Source organism: Streptomyces sp. NBC_01197, assembly GCF_036010505.1.
In the GTDB taxonomy this organism is placed as follows: Bacteria; Actinomycetota; Actinomycetes; order Streptomycetales; family Streptomycetaceae; genus Streptomyces.
The window spans coordinates 1,337,550-1,355,185 of record NZ_CP108569.1 but is presented as its reverse complement, the minus strand read 5'-3'; the positions used below and the strand labels follow the sequence as shown (position 1 = coordinate 1,355,185).

The 17,636-nt window shown below is 70.7% G+C and carries 14 protein-coding genes; 10 read left to right on the top strand and 4 right to left on the bottom strand.

Translation table 11 applies throughout. The annotated features are described in order from the left end of the window. Positions 1 to 3: 3 nt before the first annotated feature. Complete coding sequence (locus tag OG452_RS06125; RefSeq protein ID WP_327294595.1) at positions 4 to 966, bottom strand: GNAT family N-acetyltransferase; 963 nt, start codon at positions 964 to 966, stop codon at positions 4 to 6. 127 nt (positions 967 to 1,093) lie between these two features. Between OG452_RS06125 and OG452_RS06120 the strand changes: the two genes are divergently transcribed. Then, positions 1,094 to 1,666, top strand: a complete 573-nt coding sequence (locus OG452_RS06120) for a DUF1707 and FHA domain-containing protein (RefSeq protein ID WP_327294594.1) — start codon at positions 1,094 to 1,096, stop codon at positions 1,664 to 1,666. Positions 1,667 to 1,687: 21 nt separating this feature from the next. On the opposite strand, the gene treY is transcribed toward OG452_RS06120, so the two are convergent. Next, on the bottom strand, positions 1,688 to 4,042 hold the full coding sequence (treY, locus tag OG452_RS06115) for a malto-oligosyltrehalose synthase (protein ID WP_327294593.1): 2,355 nt from the start codon (positions 4,040 to 4,042) through the stop codon (positions 1,688 to 1,690). A gap of 108 nt (positions 4,043 to 4,150) precedes the next feature. Beyond that, the gene (gene glgX, locus OG452_RS06110) at positions 4,151 to 6,340 is read right to left on the bottom strand and encodes a glycogen debranching protein GlgX (RefSeq protein ID WP_327294592.1); all 2,190 of its coding nucleotides are present in this window, start codon (positions 6,338 to 6,340) and stop codon (positions 4,151 to 4,153) included. A gap of 218 nt (positions 6,341 to 6,558) precedes the next feature. On the opposite strand from glgX, the gene OG452_RS06105 reads away from it, so the two are divergent. The 8 genes from OG452_RS06105 (at position 6,559) to OG452_RS06070 (ending at position 15,182) form a co-directional block, all read left to right on the top strand. Further along, positions 6,559 to 7,791, top strand: coding sequence for an SAV2148 family HEPN domain-containing protein (locus OG452_RS06105; RefSeq protein ID WP_327294591.1), 1,233 nt, complete (start codon positions 6,559 to 6,561; stop codon positions 7,789 to 7,791). A 237-nt stretch (positions 7,792 to 8,028) separates the two neighbouring features. Continuing rightward, a complete protein-coding gene (locus OG452_RS06100) occupies positions 8,029 to 8,742 on the top strand; it encodes a 3'-5' exonuclease (RefSeq protein WP_327294590.1) in 714 nt (237 codons plus the stop codon). A 146-nt stretch (positions 8,743 to 8,888) separates the two neighbouring features. Then, positions 8,889 to 9,203 carry a DUF4158 domain-containing protein gene (locus tag OG452_RS06095; RefSeq protein ID WP_327294589.1) on the top strand — a complete coding sequence of 105 codons (315 nt, stop codon included), beginning with the start codon at positions 8,889 to 8,891 and terminating at the stop codon, positions 9,201 to 9,203. Further along, complete coding sequence (locus tag OG452_RS06090; protein ID WP_327299888.1) at positions 9,200 to 9,826, top strand: hypothetical protein; 627 nt, start codon at positions 9,200 to 9,202, stop codon at positions 9,824 to 9,826. Before OG452_RS06095 ends, OG452_RS06090 begins: the two co-directional genes overlap by 4 nt. Continuing rightward, positions 9,805 to 11,904 carry a Tn3 family transposase gene (locus tag OG452_RS06085; protein ID WP_327299526.1) on the top strand — a complete coding sequence of 700 codons (2,100 nt, stop codon included), beginning with the start codon at positions 9,805 to 9,807 and terminating at the stop codon, positions 11,902 to 11,904. The genes OG452_RS06090 and OG452_RS06085 overlap by 22 nt, the downstream gene beginning before the upstream one ends. A gap of 363 nt (positions 11,905 to 12,267) precedes the next feature. Continuing rightward, a complete protein-coding gene (locus OG452_RS06080) occupies positions 12,268 to 13,527 on the top strand; it encodes a sensor histidine kinase (RefSeq protein WP_327294588.1) in 1,260 nt (419 codons plus the stop codon). Then, positions 13,512 to 14,159, top strand: coding sequence for a response regulator transcription factor (locus OG452_RS06075; protein ID WP_327294587.1), 648 nt, complete (start codon positions 13,512 to 13,514; stop codon positions 14,157 to 14,159). Before OG452_RS06080 ends, OG452_RS06075 begins: the two co-directional genes overlap by 16 nt. A gap of 147 nt (positions 14,160 to 14,306) precedes the next feature. Further along, positions 14,307 to 15,182, top strand: coding sequence for a recombinase family protein (locus tag OG452_RS06070; RefSeq protein ID WP_327294586.1), 876 nt, complete (start codon positions 14,307 to 14,309; stop codon positions 15,180 to 15,182). Positions 15,183 to 15,343: 161 nt separating this feature from the next. On the opposite strand, the gene OG452_RS06065 is transcribed toward OG452_RS06070, so the two are convergent. Beyond that, positions 15,344 to 16,195: a phosphotransferase enzyme family protein gene (locus tag OG452_RS06065; RefSeq protein ID WP_327294585.1), complete on the bottom strand. Its 852-nt coding sequence runs from the start codon at positions 16,193 to 16,195 to the stop codon at positions 15,344 to 15,346. Positions 16,196 to 16,327: 132 nt separating this feature from the next. Here OG452_RS06065 and mgt point away from each other — a divergent pair, with 132 nt between their 5' ends. After that, entirely contained in the window at positions 16,328 to 17,539 is a 1,212-nt protein-coding gene (mgt, locus tag OG452_RS06060; RefSeq protein ID WP_327294584.1) for a macrolide-inactivating glycosyltransferase, read from the top strand. Positions 17,540 to 17,636: the final 97 nt, after the last annotated feature.

The following is a 17,636-nucleotide window of genomic DNA, read 5'->3' as shown; positions in this document are numbered from 1 at the left end:
AGGTCACTCCCACACCATGTCGACCGCCCGGCCGAAGTTGACATAGCCGGCCCGCTCGAAGGCCCGCGCCATCGGGACGTTGCCGACGTCCGTCGACGCACGGATCCGGGGCACGTCCTGGCCGGCGAGAATCCGGGTCCCCTCGGCGAGGATCTCATCGACGTACCCGTGCCCCCGGTGGGCGGGCACGACCCCGATGTACGCGATGATCGCGTTGTAGTTGTTGCGCGCGGGGATCACGAAGCCGACCGGATCCCCGTCCGGCAGCTCCGCGATCCGCCACCAGCCGTCCGGGCTCCGGTAGCCCGCCAGCTCCTCGTCGTACTGCGCATCGGACACCGCACGCGCACTCAGCCCGGTCTCCATCGAGGCCCGGGTGTGCGCGTCGAGTGAACCCTCGGCGACCAGCGTCATCAGCGAGACGAGATCCTCCCGGCCGCGCACAGCACGGAACGCCAGCCGGCCGCCGGGCGCCGGGGGCGCCGACGCTCCGGGGGTCCACTCCAGCCGCAGCCGCTCGACCAGCAGCCGCGCACCGGTCCGCTCCACCGCCCGCATCCGCGCATCGACCACGTCGCGGGCGACCGGGTCCGTGCGCCAGTCCGGCGGGATGAACCGGCCGTACTCGGGGCGCTCGGCCCCGGCGGGGAAGAGCCGCGCCATCGCCGTCTCCAGCAGCCGTACGCCGGTCTCGCCGCGCTCCGGCTCGGGCAGGCTGTCGTCCAGATCGAAGAAGTCGAGGGTGTACGGGGCGGCGCCGGGCGCCGGAGCCCACCAGGCCGCCCGCGCCAGTACGCGGTCGCCGCGCAGCGCCACCCACATCCACTCGGGACGGCGCAGACCGCCCGCGAGGTCGTCGGCGAGTTCATGGTCGAGGACGTAGGGCAGGGCACGGAAGAGGGCGAGCTCGTCCGGCCCGGTCAACGGGCGGATCACCAGCTCGTTGCCGTGCGGCTTCGCGGGCAATTCGGCTCCTGGGAAAGGGGGATGTCCGCAGACCGTAACAATCGGCGTCCGGCCTGGTCACATGGATATCGCAAACCCGGGAGCCCCTGGACACCTCGATCGGGTCCGACTGACAATCAACCCTGTGATGTCCTCTTCAGAGTCCCCGGCGCCCGCCCATGAGCCGCCACACACGGCTGCTCCTGTCAGGCTGTCCGACGCCGAGCGCGACCGGGTGGTCGGCGTGCTCAAGGAGGGCGCGGTCCAGGGCAAGCTCTCGCACGACACCTTCGTACGCCGGATGGAACTGGCCCTGGCGGCCCGCAGGTCCGACGAGCTGGCCGCTCTCACCGCGGACCTGGAGAGCGGGACCGGCTGGTCGCAGCGGCTGCTGGGCGCGGTGGGCCGGGCGTCGGCCTTCCCCGGCCGTATACGCAGGGCCTGGGCCGCCGAGCGGCTGCCGAAGCTGCTGCTGCCCGCGCCCGGCCCTTACCCGCTGCGCATCGGCCGCGACCCGGTCAACGGCCTGCGGCTGAACCACGAGACGGTGTCGCGGATGCACGCCGAACTCGGCGTGGAGGCCGGGGTATGGGTGCTGCGCGACCTCGGCTCGGCCAACGGCACGACCGTGAACGGAGACCGGGTCACCGGCGCGGTCGTGGTCAGCGACGGTGACTCGGTCGGCTTCGGACGGATGCACTTCCGGCTCTCCTCGCGGTGACTCCGGGGACGCGCGGGCCGCTCACCCCGGTGCCCCGTCCGGCCCTGCCGCCGGAACGGCCCGCTTGAGCAGTGCCACCGGCCGTACGGCGAACAGCTCGCTCAGGGCGACCCGCTCGGTGAACTCCCGCTCAGGCGCCAGCAGATCGAGCCACACGCCGGCGGGCAGCGGCAGTTCCGTGTCATGCCAGCCGCCCTCCTGTTCGAGCCGCAGCGACAGCCGGGTCACCGCGGTGACGACCTCGCCGGAACGGCAGAAGGCCAGGCAGTGGGAGGCCGCGGGGCCCTCCGGCGCCAGCGGTGTGTACGTACCCGACTCACCGAAGACATCCGGGCAGTCGCGGCGAAGCAGCAGCGCCGTGGTCGTCAGCGCCAGCTTCTCGTCCGACGGGTCGACGGGCACGGGCGGCCTGCGGTTGTCCGGATCCACCAGCGCGATGTACGTGCCCTCCGTGCCCTGGTAGACGTCGGGCACGCCGGGCATGGTGAGGTGGACCAGCGCGGCGCCCAGCACATTGGCCCGTACGTACGGGGCCAGCCCGCGGGCGAACGCGGCGACGGCCGACTGCGCGGGACCCGCGGGCCCCGCCGCCGTGAAGTCGGCGACGGCTTGCTCGTACGCCTCGTCCTGCTCGGTCCAGCTGGTGTGCAGCCCTGCCTCGCGCACGGACTTCAGCAGCGCGGGGCCGAGCCGGTCCAGGTCGGGCAGCCCGAACCCGAACGCGCTCTGCCAGGCCACCCAGGCCAGCTGCGGATCGGGTGCCGGAGTGGTCAGCCGCTCAAGCAGCGCGGCCCACTGCTCCGGGCACTCGGTGAGGACCGCGATCCGCGCCCGGACGTCCGCGCTGCGCTTGGTGTCGTGCGTGGTCAGTACGGTCCCGCCGGCCGGCCAGTCGCGGGCCGCCCGCGCGCAGAACGCGTGGAACCGCGCCGGGCTCACCGCCGGAGCCCCCGGGTCGCCGCCCACCTCGCCCGCCGACACCAGCGGCGCGTACCGGTAGAAGGCGGTGTCCTCCACGGACTTGGCGCGCAGCGCCGACGCGGTCTGCGCGAACCGGGCGCAGAAGGCGGCGCGGTCGGACCCGCCGCCCAGCTTGCCGAGCGCCAGGTCCCGTACCACCCCGACGGCGGCCGACTCATCGGGCACGGTGAAGGACGCGGCGGCCTGCCGTACCGCATCCGGATCCAGCGTGGCCTCCGCGGTATCGGGCGTCGGCCCGCCCGCGGTCACATACGGGCGGTAGACGGGCATCCGAACCAGCAGCTCGCGCAGCGCGGCCCCCAGCGCCCACGGCGCGTGGTCGCGCAGCGCCGGGTCCGCCGCGCAGATCCGGGCAGCGGTGCGGACCAGGAAGGCGGTCTCGGCCGCCAGCTCGTGGGTGATGACCTTGTACGCGGCCCGGCGGACCGTCGACTCCCAGTACCCGCCCCGGTCGCCTGGCGGCCCCGCGTAGTCCCGGTAGCGGCGCACCAGCTCGTCGGCGCCCGCCGGGTCGGTGAACAGGCCGTCGATCCGGTGCAGTGCGTCATAGCCCGTGGTCCCCGCGACCGCCCAGTCGGCGGGCAGCTGCTCGTCGCCGGTGAGGATCTTCTCCACGACCGTCCAGCGGCCACCCGTCGCCTCGCCGAGCCGCCGCAGATACGCGCCGGGGTCCGCGAGCCCGTCCGGGTGGTCGATCCGCAGTCCCTCGATGACGCCGTCGTCCATCAGCTCCAGAATCTTGGCGTGGGTGGCGTCGAAGACCGCCGGGTCCTCGACGCGCACCCCGATCAGGTCGGAGATGGTGAAGAAGCGGCGGTAGTTGAGCTCGGTGCGGGCGAGCCGCCACCAGGCGAGCCGGTACCACTGGGCGTCGAGCAGTTCCGGCAGCGGCAGCTCCGCCGTACCCTCGCGGAGCGGAAAGTCCTGGTCGTAATAGCGCAGCACCTGCCCGTCGACCCGCAGCCGCTCCAGCTCGTCGCCGAGCCGGTGGCCGAGCACGGGCAGCAGCACCTTGCCACCGCCCGCCTCCCAGTCGATGTCGAACCAGCGCGCGTACGGCGAGTCCGGCCCCTCGCGCAGCACCTCCCACAGCGGCCGGTTGAACCGGGGGGCCGCCGCCATGTGGTTCGGCACGATGTCCACGACGAGCCCGAGCCCGTGCGTGCGCGCGGTGTGCGCCAGCGCCCGCAGCCCGGCCTCGCCGCCCAGCTCGTCGCGGACCCTGGTGTGGTCCACGACGTCGTAGCCGTGCGTGGAGCCGGGGACGGCGTCCAGCACCGGCGACAGATGGAGGTGCGAGACCCCGAGGGCCGCCAGATACGGCACCGCCGCCTCGGCGGCCGGGAACGGGAACTCCGGCTGGATCTGGAGCCGGTACGTCGCAGTGGGCGTCATGGGAACCTACGTACCCCGTTTCACCGGCTCCCTGACACCCGGCGGCCCGTCGGGCCGACGTCATCCACCCGTCAGCCCGTCAGCCCGGTGTCACCCCGCCGCAGTCGGTCAGGCCGGCCGTTTCAGCACGGCCAGGCTCCGTCCGATCAGCGCCAGCCGGTCACCGGCGTCCACCTTCGGGCCCGGCCCCGGTGGCACACCGTCCTCATGGGCCGTGTCCACGACGACCTCCCACTGCCTGCCGTGATTCACCGGTACCAGGAACTCGATCTCCTCCGCGCTCGCGTTGAACATCAGCAGGAACGAGTCGTCGGTGATGCGCTCGCCGCGCGTCCCCGGCTCCGAGATGGCGTTCCCGTTCAGGAACACCGACAGGGCCTTGGCGTGCGCCGCCTGCCAGTCGCGCTGGACCATCTCCTCGCCCTCGGGGGTGAACCAGGCGATGTCGGAGAGGTCGTCGTGGGTGCCCTCCACCGGACGGCCGTGGAAGAAACGCCGCCGCCGGAAGACCGGATGCTCGCGGCGCAGCGCCACCATCGCACGGGTGAAGGCCAGCAGGGTGCTGCTGCCGCCCGGAGCGTTCCGGCCGGAGCCGTCCTGCTCGGAGTCGCTCCGCTCCGAACCGGCCGCTTCCGGCCCGGCCCCTTCCGATCCGGGCCAGTGCACCCAGGCCAGCTCGCTGTCCTGGCAGTACGCGTTGTTGTTGCCGTGCTGCGTACGGCCGAACTCGTCGCCGTGGCTGAGCATCGGCACCCCCTGCGAGAGCAGCAGCGTGGCCATGAAGTTCCGCATCTGGCGGCCCCTCAGCTCCAGCACACCGGGGTCGTCGGTGTCGCCCTCGGCGCCGCAGTTCCACGACCGGTTGTGGCTCTCGCCGTCCCGGTTGTTCTCGCCGTTCGCCTCGTTGTGCTTGTCGTTGTACGCCACCAGGTCGTGCAGCGTGAACCCGTCGTGGCAGGTGGTGAAGTTGATCGAGGCGAGCGGGCGCCGCCCGTCGTCCTGGTACAGGTCCGACGAGCCGGTCAGCCGCCCGGCGAACTCCGCGAGTGTCCGGGGCTCGCCGCGCCACAGGTCCCGTACGGTGTCGCGGTACTTGCCGTTCCACTCGGTCCACATCGGCGGGAAGTTCCCCACCTGGTAGCCGCCCTCGCCCACGTCCCACGGCTCCGCGATCAGCTTCACCTGGGAGACCACCGGGTCCTGCTGCACCAGGTCGAAGAAGGACGACAGCCGGTCCACCTCGTGGAACTGGCGGGCCAGGGTCGCCGCCAGGTCGAAGCGGAAACCGTCGATGTGCATCTCGGTCACCCAGTAGCGCAGCGAATCCATGATCAGCTGCAGGACGTGCGGGGAGCGCATCAGCAGGCTGTTGCCGGTGCCCGTGGTGTCCATGTAGTAGCGCGGATCGTCCGTCAGCCGGTAGTAGGAGGCGTTGTCCAGGCCGCGGAAGGAGAGCGTCGGGCCCAGATGGTTGCCCTCGGCCGTGTGGTTGTAGACCACATCGAGGATGACCTCGATCCCGGCCTCGTGCAGCGCCCGTACCGCCTGCTTGAATTCGAGCACCTGTTCACCGCGGTCGCCCCAGGAGGCGTACGCGTTGTGCGGAGCGAAGAACCCGATGGTGTTGTAGCCCCAGTAGTTCGAGAGCCCGCTGTCCGCCAGCCGGTGGTCGTTGACGAACTGGTGAACGGGCATCAGCTCCAGCGCCGTGACCCCGAGCCCGGTCAGATGCTCGATGACCGCCGGATGCGCCAGCGCCGCGTACGTCCCGCGCATCTCGTCGGGGAGCGCCGGATGGAGCATGGTCAGGCCCTTCACATGGGCCTCGTAGAGCACGGTCTCGTGGTACGGGGTCCTCGGCAGCCGGTCGTCGCCCCAGTCGAAGTAGGGGTTGACCACCACCGATGTCATGGTGTGCGGGGCGGAGTCCAGGTCGTTGCGCGAGTTCGGCCGGCCGAAGTGGTAGCCGTACACCGACTCGTCCCATTTGACCTCCCCGCTCACCGCCTTGGCGTACGGATCGAGGAGCAGCTTCGCCGAGTTGCAGCGCTGCCCGCTCTCCGGCGCGTACGGGCCGTGCACCCGGAACCCGTACCGCTGGCCCGGCATGATGCCGGGCAGATAGGCATGGCGGACGAAGGCGTCCGTCTCCCTCAGCTCCACCGCCGTCTCTGAGCCGTCGTCGTGCAGCAGGCACAACTCGATTCGGTCGGCGGCCTCCGAAAAGACCGCGAAATTGGTCCCGGCGCCGTCGTACGTGGCGCCGAGTGGGTATGTCTGTCCCGGCCAGACCTGCATGGGCACGACTCTTCCACATCAGGCACCGAGTCACGCGTGTCAGCGCGTCCTCGCCACGAACCACTATGAATCCCCTCACTCGGCCCCGTACGGCCGAGGAGAACGGTCACCACGAATACGGGAGTTGGGAAAGTACCCTGTGCATCCGGCTGCACCGGCTCCCGCGCGCGGAGTACCCTTCCTTGATCGTTGCAGGGGCAGTGAAAGGCGGTACGCGGGTGGGCTCGGGAGGGCTGGAGCTGCCCCCAGGTGACCCGGGTCACGACGGGGGATCCGCAGGTGTCCCACCCGGGGCGGTCTCCCTGGTGCGGCCAGTGGAGATCGGGGCGGAACTCGACTGGGACGCCGGCGCCTGGAACGAGGTGCGGACCCGTGCGCAGCGCGCCGGGCGCGCCTACATCTGGCTGAACCTGGTCGAGCAGCGCCTCCGAGCGGTGGTGGCCGCCGTGCTGCGCCCCATCTACGAACCGGTGCACGCCGACGACTGGGTGGTCGCGGCCGCGGGCCCGGCCGGCCAGGAGTGGGTGCAGCGCGCCGTCGCCGTACGGGAGGTCTCGCGCCGCAAGGGCTATCTGCTCGACCCGGCCGACGACAACGTTCTGAGCTTCCTCACCCTCCCGCAGCTGCGCGAGCTGATGGTCCAGCACTGGCCGTGCTTCGAGCCGTACTACGACGACCGGCGTGATGTGGAACTGGCCCTGGACGAGCTGGAGGTCACCCGCAACGTGGTCTCCCGCAACCGCGCGCTCTCCGAGGCGGTGCTGGCCCAGGCGGAACGGGCCTCGTCCCGCCTGCTGAACATCCTGGGCGCGGGGTCGGGCTCGCCGTCCGCCGACCGGCTCCCGGTGGACGCGGTCGAGGACCTGGTGGGGGACCGGTACGCGGACGTCATCGGCGTCCACCCGGACCGCGTCCGGCTCCAGCGGCAGATCCCCGCCGAGGACCTGTTCGGCGGGGCACGCAGACTCGACGCGATAGGGATAGGCCTGAACCTCCTCGTCCAGAACTTCTCCGGCCGCAGGCTGGTCAGGCTGGCCGAGTCGGGGTGCCGGGTCCGGCTGCTCTTCCTCAACCCCGCCAGCAGCGCGGTCAAGCGGCGCGAGCGGGAACTCGGGCTCAAGAAGGGCGAACTGAGCCGCGCGGTGGAGACGAACATCCTGCACATGCGCCGGGTGCGCTCCCGGCTCCGGGACCCCGGCGCCTTCGAGATCCATGTGTTCGACGAGACGCCGCGCTTCATGGCCTGCCTGGTCGACGGCGACGGTGCGGACGGTCTCGCGGTCGTCCAGTCGTATCTGCGCAGGGCGCGCGGGATGGAGGCGCCGGTCCTGGTGCTCCGGGGCGGCGGGCGTGCGGTGGTCCGGCACGGGCAGGACTCGGAGCACGGCCTCTTCGAGACCTACCGGGACGAGTTCGAGTCCGTGTGGGGCGATTCGAGGCCGGTTTCCTGACAGAATTTCCTGGCACGTTTTCCCGGCACCTTCCCTGACAGAGCCTCACCGGAGGTGCGTGGTGTCTCCGGGGGTACGGGAGTGTCCGGCGGCCGTGGGAGACGCCGCGCCAGCCCGCTCCGGGGAACGCCGCCCGCCCACCCGGTGACCGGGCGGCCGGACCCGTTGTCAGTGGCGCGTGCGAGGGTGGTCAGCACTTGGGGGACGTACCACGACACACCACAGAGGAGAGCCGCCATGGGCTGGCACCGGGGACCACTGGTCGGCTTCGACCTGGAGACGACGGGCACCGACGTCGAGACCGACCGCATCGTCACGGCGGCGGTCGTGCGGCTGGACGCGGACGGCGTCATCGAGGGGCAGCGCACCTGGCTGATCGACCCCGGGGTGGCGATACCCGAGCAGGCGGCGGCGATCCACGGCATCTCGACGGACCACGCCCGCGAGCACGGGGCGCGGGCGGGTTCCGCCGTCGAGGAGATCGCTCACACGGTTGCCGGGGTGCTGCGCTCGGGGGTGCCGCTGGTGGTGATGAACGCGCGGTACGACCTGTCGCTCCTGGACCGTGAGTGCCGGCGGCACGGGGCGGCTCCGGTCAGCGAGCGGCTCGGCACTGTGCCGTCGCCGGTCATCGACCCACTGGTGATCGACAAACACGTCGACAAGTATCGCAGGGGCAAGCGCGCCCTCCAGGCGCTGTGCGCCTATTACGGGGTGGCGCTCGACGAAGCGCACGACGCGAGCGCGGACGCGGTGGCCGCCGTCCGGGTGGTCCGCCGCATGGGGGAGCTGCACCAGCCCGTCGGGGCGATGCCGCTGGCGGACCTGCACGGCCTCCAGGTACGTGCGGCAGCCGAGCAGTCGGCCTCGCTGGAGGCGTATCTGCGACGCACCGCCGACCCGGCGGCGGTCGTCGAGGCGGCCTGGCCGGTCATCCCCCGGAGCAGGTGAGACGGAGCGGGGGTACGCAGAAGCTCGTTGTGGGGGTCCCAGTAGTTCTCGCGAAAAAACAACGCTAATCCGTGCTGCAGCGCCCATCGTCTGGCCGGGTAGCGGTGGTGGTCGTCTGCGTCGATCGAGTGGGGTGGGAGGGGCCGATGGCCACCAGGGTGTTCTCGGATGAGGAGTTGGAGGGCTTACGGTCCTTTCCGGCGATCGGCAAGGACGAGCTGATCCGGTACTTCACCCTCACTCCGGCCGACGAGGCGTTCCTGCGGAAGTTCCGCCGGGCCCAGAACGTGCTCGGTGCCGCCGTGCAGCTGTCCGCCCTGCCCTGGCTGGGCTTCGTCCCCGACGATGTGCCCGCCGCTCCGCCCGCGGCGGTCGGCCGCCTGGCCCGCCAGCTCGGGCTCGCCGCGGGCTGCTGGTCGTCGATCCGGAGCTCAAGTCCTCGCGGCTGCACTGGCTGGTGACCGGGCCGGTGCAGGCGTCGCCGACGAGCGTGGGCGGCGAGGTCGAGAAGCTGAGGTTCCTGCGCGGCCTTGGCGCGGACACCCTGGACATGTCGTCGCTGCCCGCCGAGCGGCGCCGCTACCTGGCCCAGATTGGGCGCCGGCTGACCGCGCACGCCCTGGTGCGGCGCGAGCCCAACCGGCGCCATCCGATCCTGCTGACACTGCTCGCGCAGTCCTCCGTCGACGTCCTCGACGCCGTGGTGCAACTCTTCGACCAGACTCTGTCCGGGTCGGAGTCCCGCGCCCGGATCAAGCTGCGCGAGGTGCTTGCCGAGAGGGCCAAGCTCTCCGAGGACCGGCTCGCCCTGCTGGACGAGATATTGCCGGTACTGGCCGATGCCGGTATCCCGGACGAGGCGGTGGGGACGCTGCTGCGCGGGAAGATCGGCATGTCCCGGCTGCGGGCCGCGCACGCCGGGGCCACCGTGCGGCTGCCCAAGGACCACGGGCACCTGGCGCTCCTGGAAGGCTCCCACACCTACATCCGCCAGTTCGCACCGAAGGTGCTGGAGGCGGTGCGGTTCAAAGGCGGCACCGAGGCGAAGCCGCTGATCGAGGCCTGGAGATCCTGCGGGAGCTGAACGCGACCGGCGCCCGCAACGTCCCCGACAAGGCGTCGACGCTGTTCGTGCCGACCCGGTGGCAGGGCTACCTCGACGAGGCCGCGGCCAAGGGCGATGCGACCGCGTACCGGCACTACTGGGAACTGTGCACCCTGCTCGCACTGCGCGACGGCCTGCGGTCGGGGGACGTGTTCGTGCCAGGCGCGCGCCGCTACGACAACCCGGCCGCCTACCTGTTCAAGCCCACCCAGTGGGAGACGCACCGCACGGAGTTCTGCCGTCTGGTCGCCAAGAGCCCCGATGCCTCCGAGGCTCTGCCGCTGGTGATGGACGAACTGGACGAGGCCCTCACCGACCTGGAGGAGGTCCTCAAGCGCGGCGACGGGCCGGTCCGGCTGAACGACGCCGGGGAGCTGGTCATCTCGCCGCTCATCGCGGAGGACATCCCGTCCGAGGCCGAGGATCTGCACGCCGAGCTGGAGCGGATGCTGCCGAACGTGCCGATCGCCTCCTTGCTAGTGGAGATGGACCGGCACACCGGTTTCCTGGACTGCTTCGTCCACGCCGGCGGCAAGCAGGCCCGCTCCCCGCAGCTCAAAAGGAACCTGATCGCCTGCCTGATCGGGCTCTCCACGAACCTCGGATTGCACGGCATGGCCGCGGCCTGCGGCATCCCCTACGACGTGCTCGCGTGGACGGCGGAGTGGTACATCCGCGAGGAGACGCTGCGCGAGGCGAACATCTGCCTGGTCAACTACCACCACCAGCTGCCGGTGACGGCCATGTTCGGCTCCGGCACCCTGTCGTCATCCGACGGGCAGCGGTTCCCGACGAGGGGCAAGTCGATCACCGCCCGGCACCTGAACAAGTACTTCGTGTCCGAGGGCATCTCCACCTACACCCACGTCTCCGACCAGCACTCGACGTTCGGCACGAAGGTCATCGTGGCCACCCATCGCGAGGCCCACTATGTGCTGGACGAGATCCTGGGCAACGCCACCGATCTGCCGATCACCGAGCACGCCACGGACACGCATGGTGTCACCCTGGTCAACTTCGGCCTGTTCGACCTGGTGGGCAAGCAGCTCTCGCCCCGCATCCGGGACCTGGGCAAGATCACCCTGTATCGGATGGGCGCCAAGAGCGACTACGAGGAGCGGTTCCCGACTGCGGGACCGCTGCTGACGAAGAAGGCCAACCTGGACCTGGTCGCCGGCCACTGGGACGACCTGCTCCGTCTGGCCGGGTCACTGAAGTACGGGCATGCCACCGCCTCCCTGATCGTCGGAAAGCTCTCCGCGTCCTCCCGGCAGAACGCACTGGCCGCCGCGCTGAAGGAGTACGGCGCGATCCGGCGCACGATCTACGCGGCGAAGTACCTGTCGGACGAGGGCTACCGGCGCAAGATCGCCCGGCAGCTGAACGAGGGCGAGTCCCTCCACGCCCTGCGCCGTCAGCTCCACTACGCCCGCGAAGGCAAGGTCACCCGCCGCCAGCCCGAGCAGCAAAACGAACAGGCATGGTGCCTGACCGTCGTGACGAACGCAGTGGTCTGCTGGCACACGGAGTACATGGGCCTGGCCGTCGGCGAACTGCGTACCGCCGGGCGCGGGGTGGACGCCGAGGTGTTGGCGCACATCTCCCCGGCGCGCAGTTCGGTGGTCAACTACTACGGCTCGATCACCGTCGACTACGAACGCGAACTCGCCCAGCTCGGACGACCAGGGACACCGGCCGCTGCGGACCGCCGGCATGGACGAGCCCCGAGCCGGGCTGTAGCAGCCGGACACGGGCCTGTTGTCCGCTGCGCGCCCCGGATGCATCAGACGATGCCGTTGGTGCAGTCAGGAAGCACGCAGGAGCTGACGAGTCAGCGTGACTTGGGGAAGGCGGCGCGCAGTGCGGAGCCGCGGGTGATGAACGCGACTCGGATGATGGGCAGCATGCAGACGGCCTGCATCACGGCGTACCACGGCGGGCAGACACCCGGGATCAGGTCGACGCCGATGATCGCGATCGGCATGATGACGGCGAGGGCGCTCACGCGCTCGAAGGCCCGTCGAGATCCCCGGGAAGCGGAGACGATCATCCGGTAGATCAGCACGGCGACTACAGGCAGCAGGACTGCCCGGACCCACATGAACGTGTTCACCATATGACCGCTGCTCGACACCACGATGACCGCCAGGAGGACGACGGCGCTGAGTGCGCCATAGACCTTGACGCTGTTCTTCGCCGTGTCAAAGGCTTCTTGGGTGCGGGGGCTGTTGAGGACTGCCGCCTCAGCCGTGTGCTTGTTGGTTTCCATGCTCACCGACGCTAAGAAGCGCCAGGCCGACGCGGTATCCGTCTAGACCCACGGGTGGGTGCGGCTAGCCCCACTCCCCGGCTGACAAGGACAGTAGCGGGCTCCGCGCGGTGCACAGTGGGAGCACCGAACGGAATGCGAAGGAAGAATCATGAGACAGCGGGGTTCGTGGCTGGCGCGCGCCGGCGTGGGGTTCGTACGGGCGTGCGTCGTGGCGGTCATCAGCATGCTGGTCCCGGCCGTGTGGGCCGCCGCCGTGGCGCTGGGGATCTGGTGGGGAGCGGGAAACCCGTGGTCTTGGGTTGTGCCGGTCGTGCTGGCGTGCGGGTGCACGCTCGCCCTGTCCCGCTCGGTCTGCCGGATGGTCCGCTTCCTCGTCGCGAGGTGGACGGCCACCGCCATCCCCGCCGGATACCGGGAGGCCGGGCCGGTGACGCCGATGTCCACCGGGTACTGGTGGAACGGCTTCAGCTACGAGCGCACCCGCCGCGATGCTCTATTGGATCAGAAGTGGCGGGTCCGGTGGAGCGACCCCGCCAACTGGCGCGACCTGCGGTTCACGGCGATCGCGCCGCTCACCGCGGGCCTGGTCGCGTCCCTCCCGCCGGCCGGGGTGGCCGTGGCGGTCCTCGGGCTCGGCCAGCCGGGGCCCGCCGCGCGCGTCGTCGGGGCGCTCGGCCTGGTCGTGGCCGTCGCTAGCGCCCCGTATGCCTGGCGGTGTGTCGAGCCAGTGGCCGTCCGCTTCCTGCGCCCGTCACCCGCGATGGCGCTGGCGGACCGGGTGGACGAGCTGACCGCCCAGCGCGCGGATGCGACGGTTGCCCAGGCCGCCGAGATCCGCCGGATCGAGCGGGACCTGCACGACGGGGCGCAGGCCCGCCTGGTCGGGCTCGGGCTCTCTTTGGCGACTGCGGAGAAGCTGATGGAAACCGACCCTGAACAGGCCAGGACGCTGATGCGGGAAGCGCGGGCTGGTGCCACCGCGTCACTGACCGAGCTCCGCGAACTGGTCCAGGGAATCAATCCGCCCGTGCTGAACGACCGCGGGCTCATCGATGCCGTTCGCGCTCTTGCCCTGGACAGCCCGCTCGAAGCGGCTGTCAGCGCCCACCTTCAACTCAGCGTGGACCCGCCGATCGAGTCCGCCCTGTACTTCGCCATCGCCGAACTGCTGACCAACGCGGTCAAGCACGCCCGTGCGACCCAGGCCCGGATCTCCTTCACCCAGGACGACACCGGCATCGTCATCGATGTCGAAGACAACGGCCGCGGCGGAGCCGGCCTGCGAGCCGACGGCGGACTCGCGGGGCTGCGCCGCCGCCTCGCGGTCTTCGACGGCGCCCTGGAGATCACCAGCCCGGAAGGCGGCCCGACCCGGGTGAGGATGATGGTGCCGTGCGAATCGTTGTAGCCGAAGACCTCTACCTCCTGCGTGACGGGATGGTTCGCCTCATCGCGGCATATGGACACCAGGTGGTGGCGACCGCAGCCACCGGACCCGAGACGCTGCACGCGCTGTTGACGTGGCAGCCGGACGTTGCCGTCGTCGACGTCCGCATGCCACCGACCCAGTCGGACGAGGGCCTGCGGGCGGCTCTTGCCGCCCGCAGCGAACGGCCCGGACTGCCGGTCCTCATCCTTTCCCAGTACGTCGAGCAGTTGTACGCCCGCGAACTCCTGGCCGACGGCGCCGGTGGCATCGGCTACTTCCTCAAAGAGAGCGTCTTCGACGCCGATCAGTTCATCGACGCCCTGGAACGCGTCGCCGCCGGCGGGACCGCCATGGACCCGGCCGTCATCGCCAAACTACTGTCCAGCGGATCCTCGAATCGACGGCTCGAACGGCTCACCGAACGCGAACACTCCGTGCTCGGCCTCATGGCCGAAGGACTGTCCAACCAGGCCATCGGCCAACGGCTCTTCCTCAGCGAAAGCGCCATCAGCAAGTACACCACTTCGCTGTTCGGCAAACTCGGCATCACCGATGACGACAACAACAACCGCCGCGTCCTCGCCGTTCTCACCTTCCTGAACAACCCCTGACGCGCCTCGGCCCCACCGCAAGTCGGTGTTTCATAGGCGGTCCCCGTTTCAACACCGGGCGCCAGCAGCATCGCCGCAGGTCGATGTGTTTCACAGGCCGTTTCCTTCCTCTTGACCGGTGAAACGCACTTCTGAAACGATCCGATCGTGATCAACGATCCATACCGGCTCGTCGAGTCGCACGCCTGCCCGATGTCCACCTGCCAGGCCCCGGCGGGCTCGCCCTGCCGCACCACCTGCGGCAAGGTCGCGCTCAAGTACCACACCGCGCGCTTCCAGCTCGTCCCCGCACTCCGCTCCGAGCTGCACGTCGCCACCCCGGCCGTACGCCATCCCGGCTCAGCCTGGCAGTCCCTGCCGGTGCAGAAGCTCGCGGCGCCTGCCGTGCCGATGGAGGTCCGGCTCGCGTACGCCCGCGTCTCGACCCGGACGCAGGAGATCCAGTCCCAGGTCGACGCCCTCGAAGCCTCCGGCGTGCACCGGCTGTTCAAGGAACAGATCAGCACCCGGGTCCGCGAGCGCCCCGAGATGAAGGCGGCCCTGGCGGCGGCCCATGAGTACCGCTCGCTGGGCGCGAAGGTCACGCTCGTGGTGCACGAGATGAAGCGCCTGGGCCGGGGCGCCCTGGAACTGCTGAAGGTCGCCGAGGAACTGCGGGACGCGGAGATCGAGCTGGAGTTCCTCACCGGCCCTCTGGCCGGGAAGCACGACCCGGCCGGGCACGGCGCCGCCCTGTTCGCCTTCTTCGCCGCCATGGCGGAGTCCGAGCGCGACTACATCCGCGACAAGACCCTCGAAGGCCAGGAGACCGCCCGTACGAAAGGCAAGATGATCGGCGGCGTCAAGGTTTCCGACGAAGACATGCTCGCCACCGCCCTCCGGCTGCGCGACCAGGAACGCCTGTCACTGCGCGAGATCGCTTCCCGGCTGGTGATCCGCACCGGCAAGAAGCGTGGTCAGCACCCAGCTCCCGCGACCGTCATGCGCATGCTGCGCGAGCACGACGAGGCCACAACATTCTGATCCGCGCTCTGAGCTGGACCGCAGCCGCTTAGCGTTGTTTTTTCGGCGAGAACTACTGGGGCCCCTTGTGGTGTGCAGGGCCCGGACGGCAGGACCCAGGTCAGGGCCGGGCGGCGCCGTTGAACCCCGGGTGCGGCCTCCGGAAACGCCGGATGCGGCCTCTAGAACGGATACCACCGGACCCCGGGATCGTTCTCGCGCAGCGATGCCACCCTGCGGCGGAACTCGTCGAGCGCCCGGGGGTTGGCCGGGGCGTGCTGGGCGACCCAGGCGCAGCTTGCCGTCTCGCGGGCGCCGCGCAGGACCGTGCAGCCCTCCCATTCGCGGACGTCCCAGCCGTAGGCACGGACGAAGGAGTCGTACGCCTCCGGGGGCGCCCCGTAGCGGTCCCGGGAGAGGGCCATGACGACCAGGTCATGCTCCCGCAGGTCCGACGAGAACGTCTCCAGGTCGACCAGGACCGGTCCTTGCGGGGTGACGTGGACGTTGCGCGGGAGCGCGTCGCCGTGGATCGGGCCCGGCGTCAGACGGGGTGTCAGTGCGGCCGCCGCCGAGGCGAAGCCGTCGCGGCGCTTGCGGAGGTAGTCCGCGTCCGCCGGGTCGATGGCGTCCCCCGCGAGCCGCAGCCAGCGTTCGACCCCGCCCAGGAGTTCGCGCCGGGGGAGGGTGAAGTCCGGTGCGGGCAGCGTGTGGACGGAGCGCAGCAGCGCCGCGAGGTCCGCGGGCCCGGCCGGGCGGACCGCGTCGGGGAGCCGGTGCCAGAGCGTGACCGGGTGCCCGTCGACCAGCCGGGGCGAGGGCTCGGCCGCGCGCACCGCGGGGATGCCCGCCTCCGCCAGCCAACCCGCCACGGACAGTTCGCGCTCCGCGCGCTCCAGCAGCTCCGGGGCCCTGCCCACCTTGATGACGAGCCCGCCGTCCGCGAAGACCGCGTTCTCGCCCAGGGCCAGCAGCTCCGCGTCTTGCGCCAGGCCGGCCGTGCGCAGTATGTCCCGCGCCGTTGACTCGTCCATGTGGTGTCTCCCGCTCTCGTCGGAACGGGCCAAGTTTCGCATCCGTGCAGGCGGGTTCCCACACCCGAGGGTGGTCCTGAGCCTCGTCGAAATAAGTTGCACGAGACGTCTCGTCTCGCCTACCGTTGTGGCATGACTTCACCGAAGCGTGCCCATATCGCCATGTTCTCGATCGCGGCTGCCGGGCATGTGAACCCGAGCATGGAAGTGATCCGGGAACTCGTCGCCCGCGGCCACCGCGTCACCTACGCGATCCCGGCCTCCTTCGCCGAGAAGATCGCGGAGACCGGCGCCGAGCCTGTCGTCTACACATCCACCCTGCCGACCGACGACCACCCCGAAGCCTGGGGTACGGAGGTGATCGAGCACCTCGAGTTGTTCCTCCACGACGCCATCGCCGCGCTGCCGCAGCTGGTCGAGGCGCACGAGGGACCGGACGGCGTGGGCGTACCCGACCTGATCGTGCACGACATCACCTCCTACCCTGCGAAGGTGTTGTCCCGCCGCTGGGACGTCCCCGGTATCTCGCTCTCCCCGAACCTGGTCGCCTGGCAGGGGGCCGAGGAGGAGGTCGGCGAGCCGATGCTCGCCCAGCTCATGGCGACCGAGCGGGGCCGTGCCTACTACGCGCGCTTCCACGCCTGGCTGGAGGAGAACGGCATCGACGAGCACCCCGACCGGTTTGTCGGCCACCCCCGCCGCAGCATCGTCCTCATCCCGCGTGCGATGCAGCCCAACGCGGACCGGGTGGACGACACCACGTACACCTTCGTCGGCGCCTGCCAGGGTGACCGCAAGGCCCAGGGGGACTGGCAGCGTCCGGAGGGCGCCGAGAAGGTGCTGCTCGTCTCGCTCGGCTCGACCTTCACCAAGCAGCCGGGCTTCTACCGCGAGTGCATCGCGGCCTTCGGCGACCTGCCCGGCTGGCATGTGGTGCTCCAGATCGGCAAGTACGTCGAGGAGTCCGAACTGGGCCCGGTCCCGGCCAATTTCGAGGTGGTGCGCTGGGTCCCCCAGCTGGCCGTGCTCCGGGAGGCCGATGCCTTCATCACCCACGCGGGCGCGGGCGGCAGTCAGGAGGGGCTGGCCACGGCGACGCCGATGGTCGCCGTTCCGCAGGCCGTGGACCAGTTCTCCAACGCGGACATGCTCCAGTCGCTGGGCGTGGCCCGGCACGTACCGATGGCCGATGCCACCGCGGCGACACTGCGCGAAGCGGTGCTCGCCCTGGCCGGCGACCCGGAGGTCGCCCGGCGGCTCGCGCGTATCGGTGCCGGGATGGCGAAGGAGGGCGGCACCCGGCGCGCGGCCGACCTCATCGAGGAGGAACTGCCCGCGCAGTAGGCCCTGCCGGCGGGCGCCCCGCGTCCGTGGTGTGGGCCGCCCGCAGCAGCAGCCAGGGAAAGCAACTGCCGGAAGGCAGCGCGCCGTCTATGTTCGT

Bases quoted from the DNA above. Each gene is read 5' to 3' on its own strand.
- OG452_RS06120 (WP_327294594.1), top strand. From the start codon at position 1,094: ATGTCCTCTTCAGAGTCCCCGGCGCCCGCCCATGAGCCGCCACACACG.
- treY (WP_327294593.1), bottom strand. From the start codon at position 4,042: ATGACGCCCACTGCGACGTACCGGCTCCAGATCCAGCCGGAGTTCCCG.
- glgX (WP_327294592.1), bottom strand. From the start codon at position 6,340: ATGCAGGTCTGGCCGGGACAGACATACCCACTCGGCGCCACGTACGAC.
- OG452_RS06100 (WP_327294590.1), top strand. From the start codon at position 8,029: ATGGGCTGGCACCGGGGACCACTGGTCGGCTTCGACCTGGAGACGACG.
- OG452_RS06095 (WP_327294589.1), top strand. From the start codon at position 8,889: ATGGCCACCAGGGTGTTCTCGGATGAGGAGTTGGAGGGCTTACGGTCC.
- OG452_RS06080 (WP_327294588.1), top strand. From the start codon at position 12,268: ATGAGACAGCGGGGTTCGTGGCTGGCGCGCGCCGGCGTGGGGTTCGTA.
- OG452_RS06065 (WP_327294585.1), bottom strand. From the start codon at position 16,195: ATGGACGAGTCAACGGCGCGGGACATACTGCGCACGGCCGGCCTGGCG.
- mgt (WP_327294584.1), top strand. From the start codon at position 16,328: ATGACTTCACCGAAGCGTGCCCATATCGCCATGTTCTCGATCGCGGCT.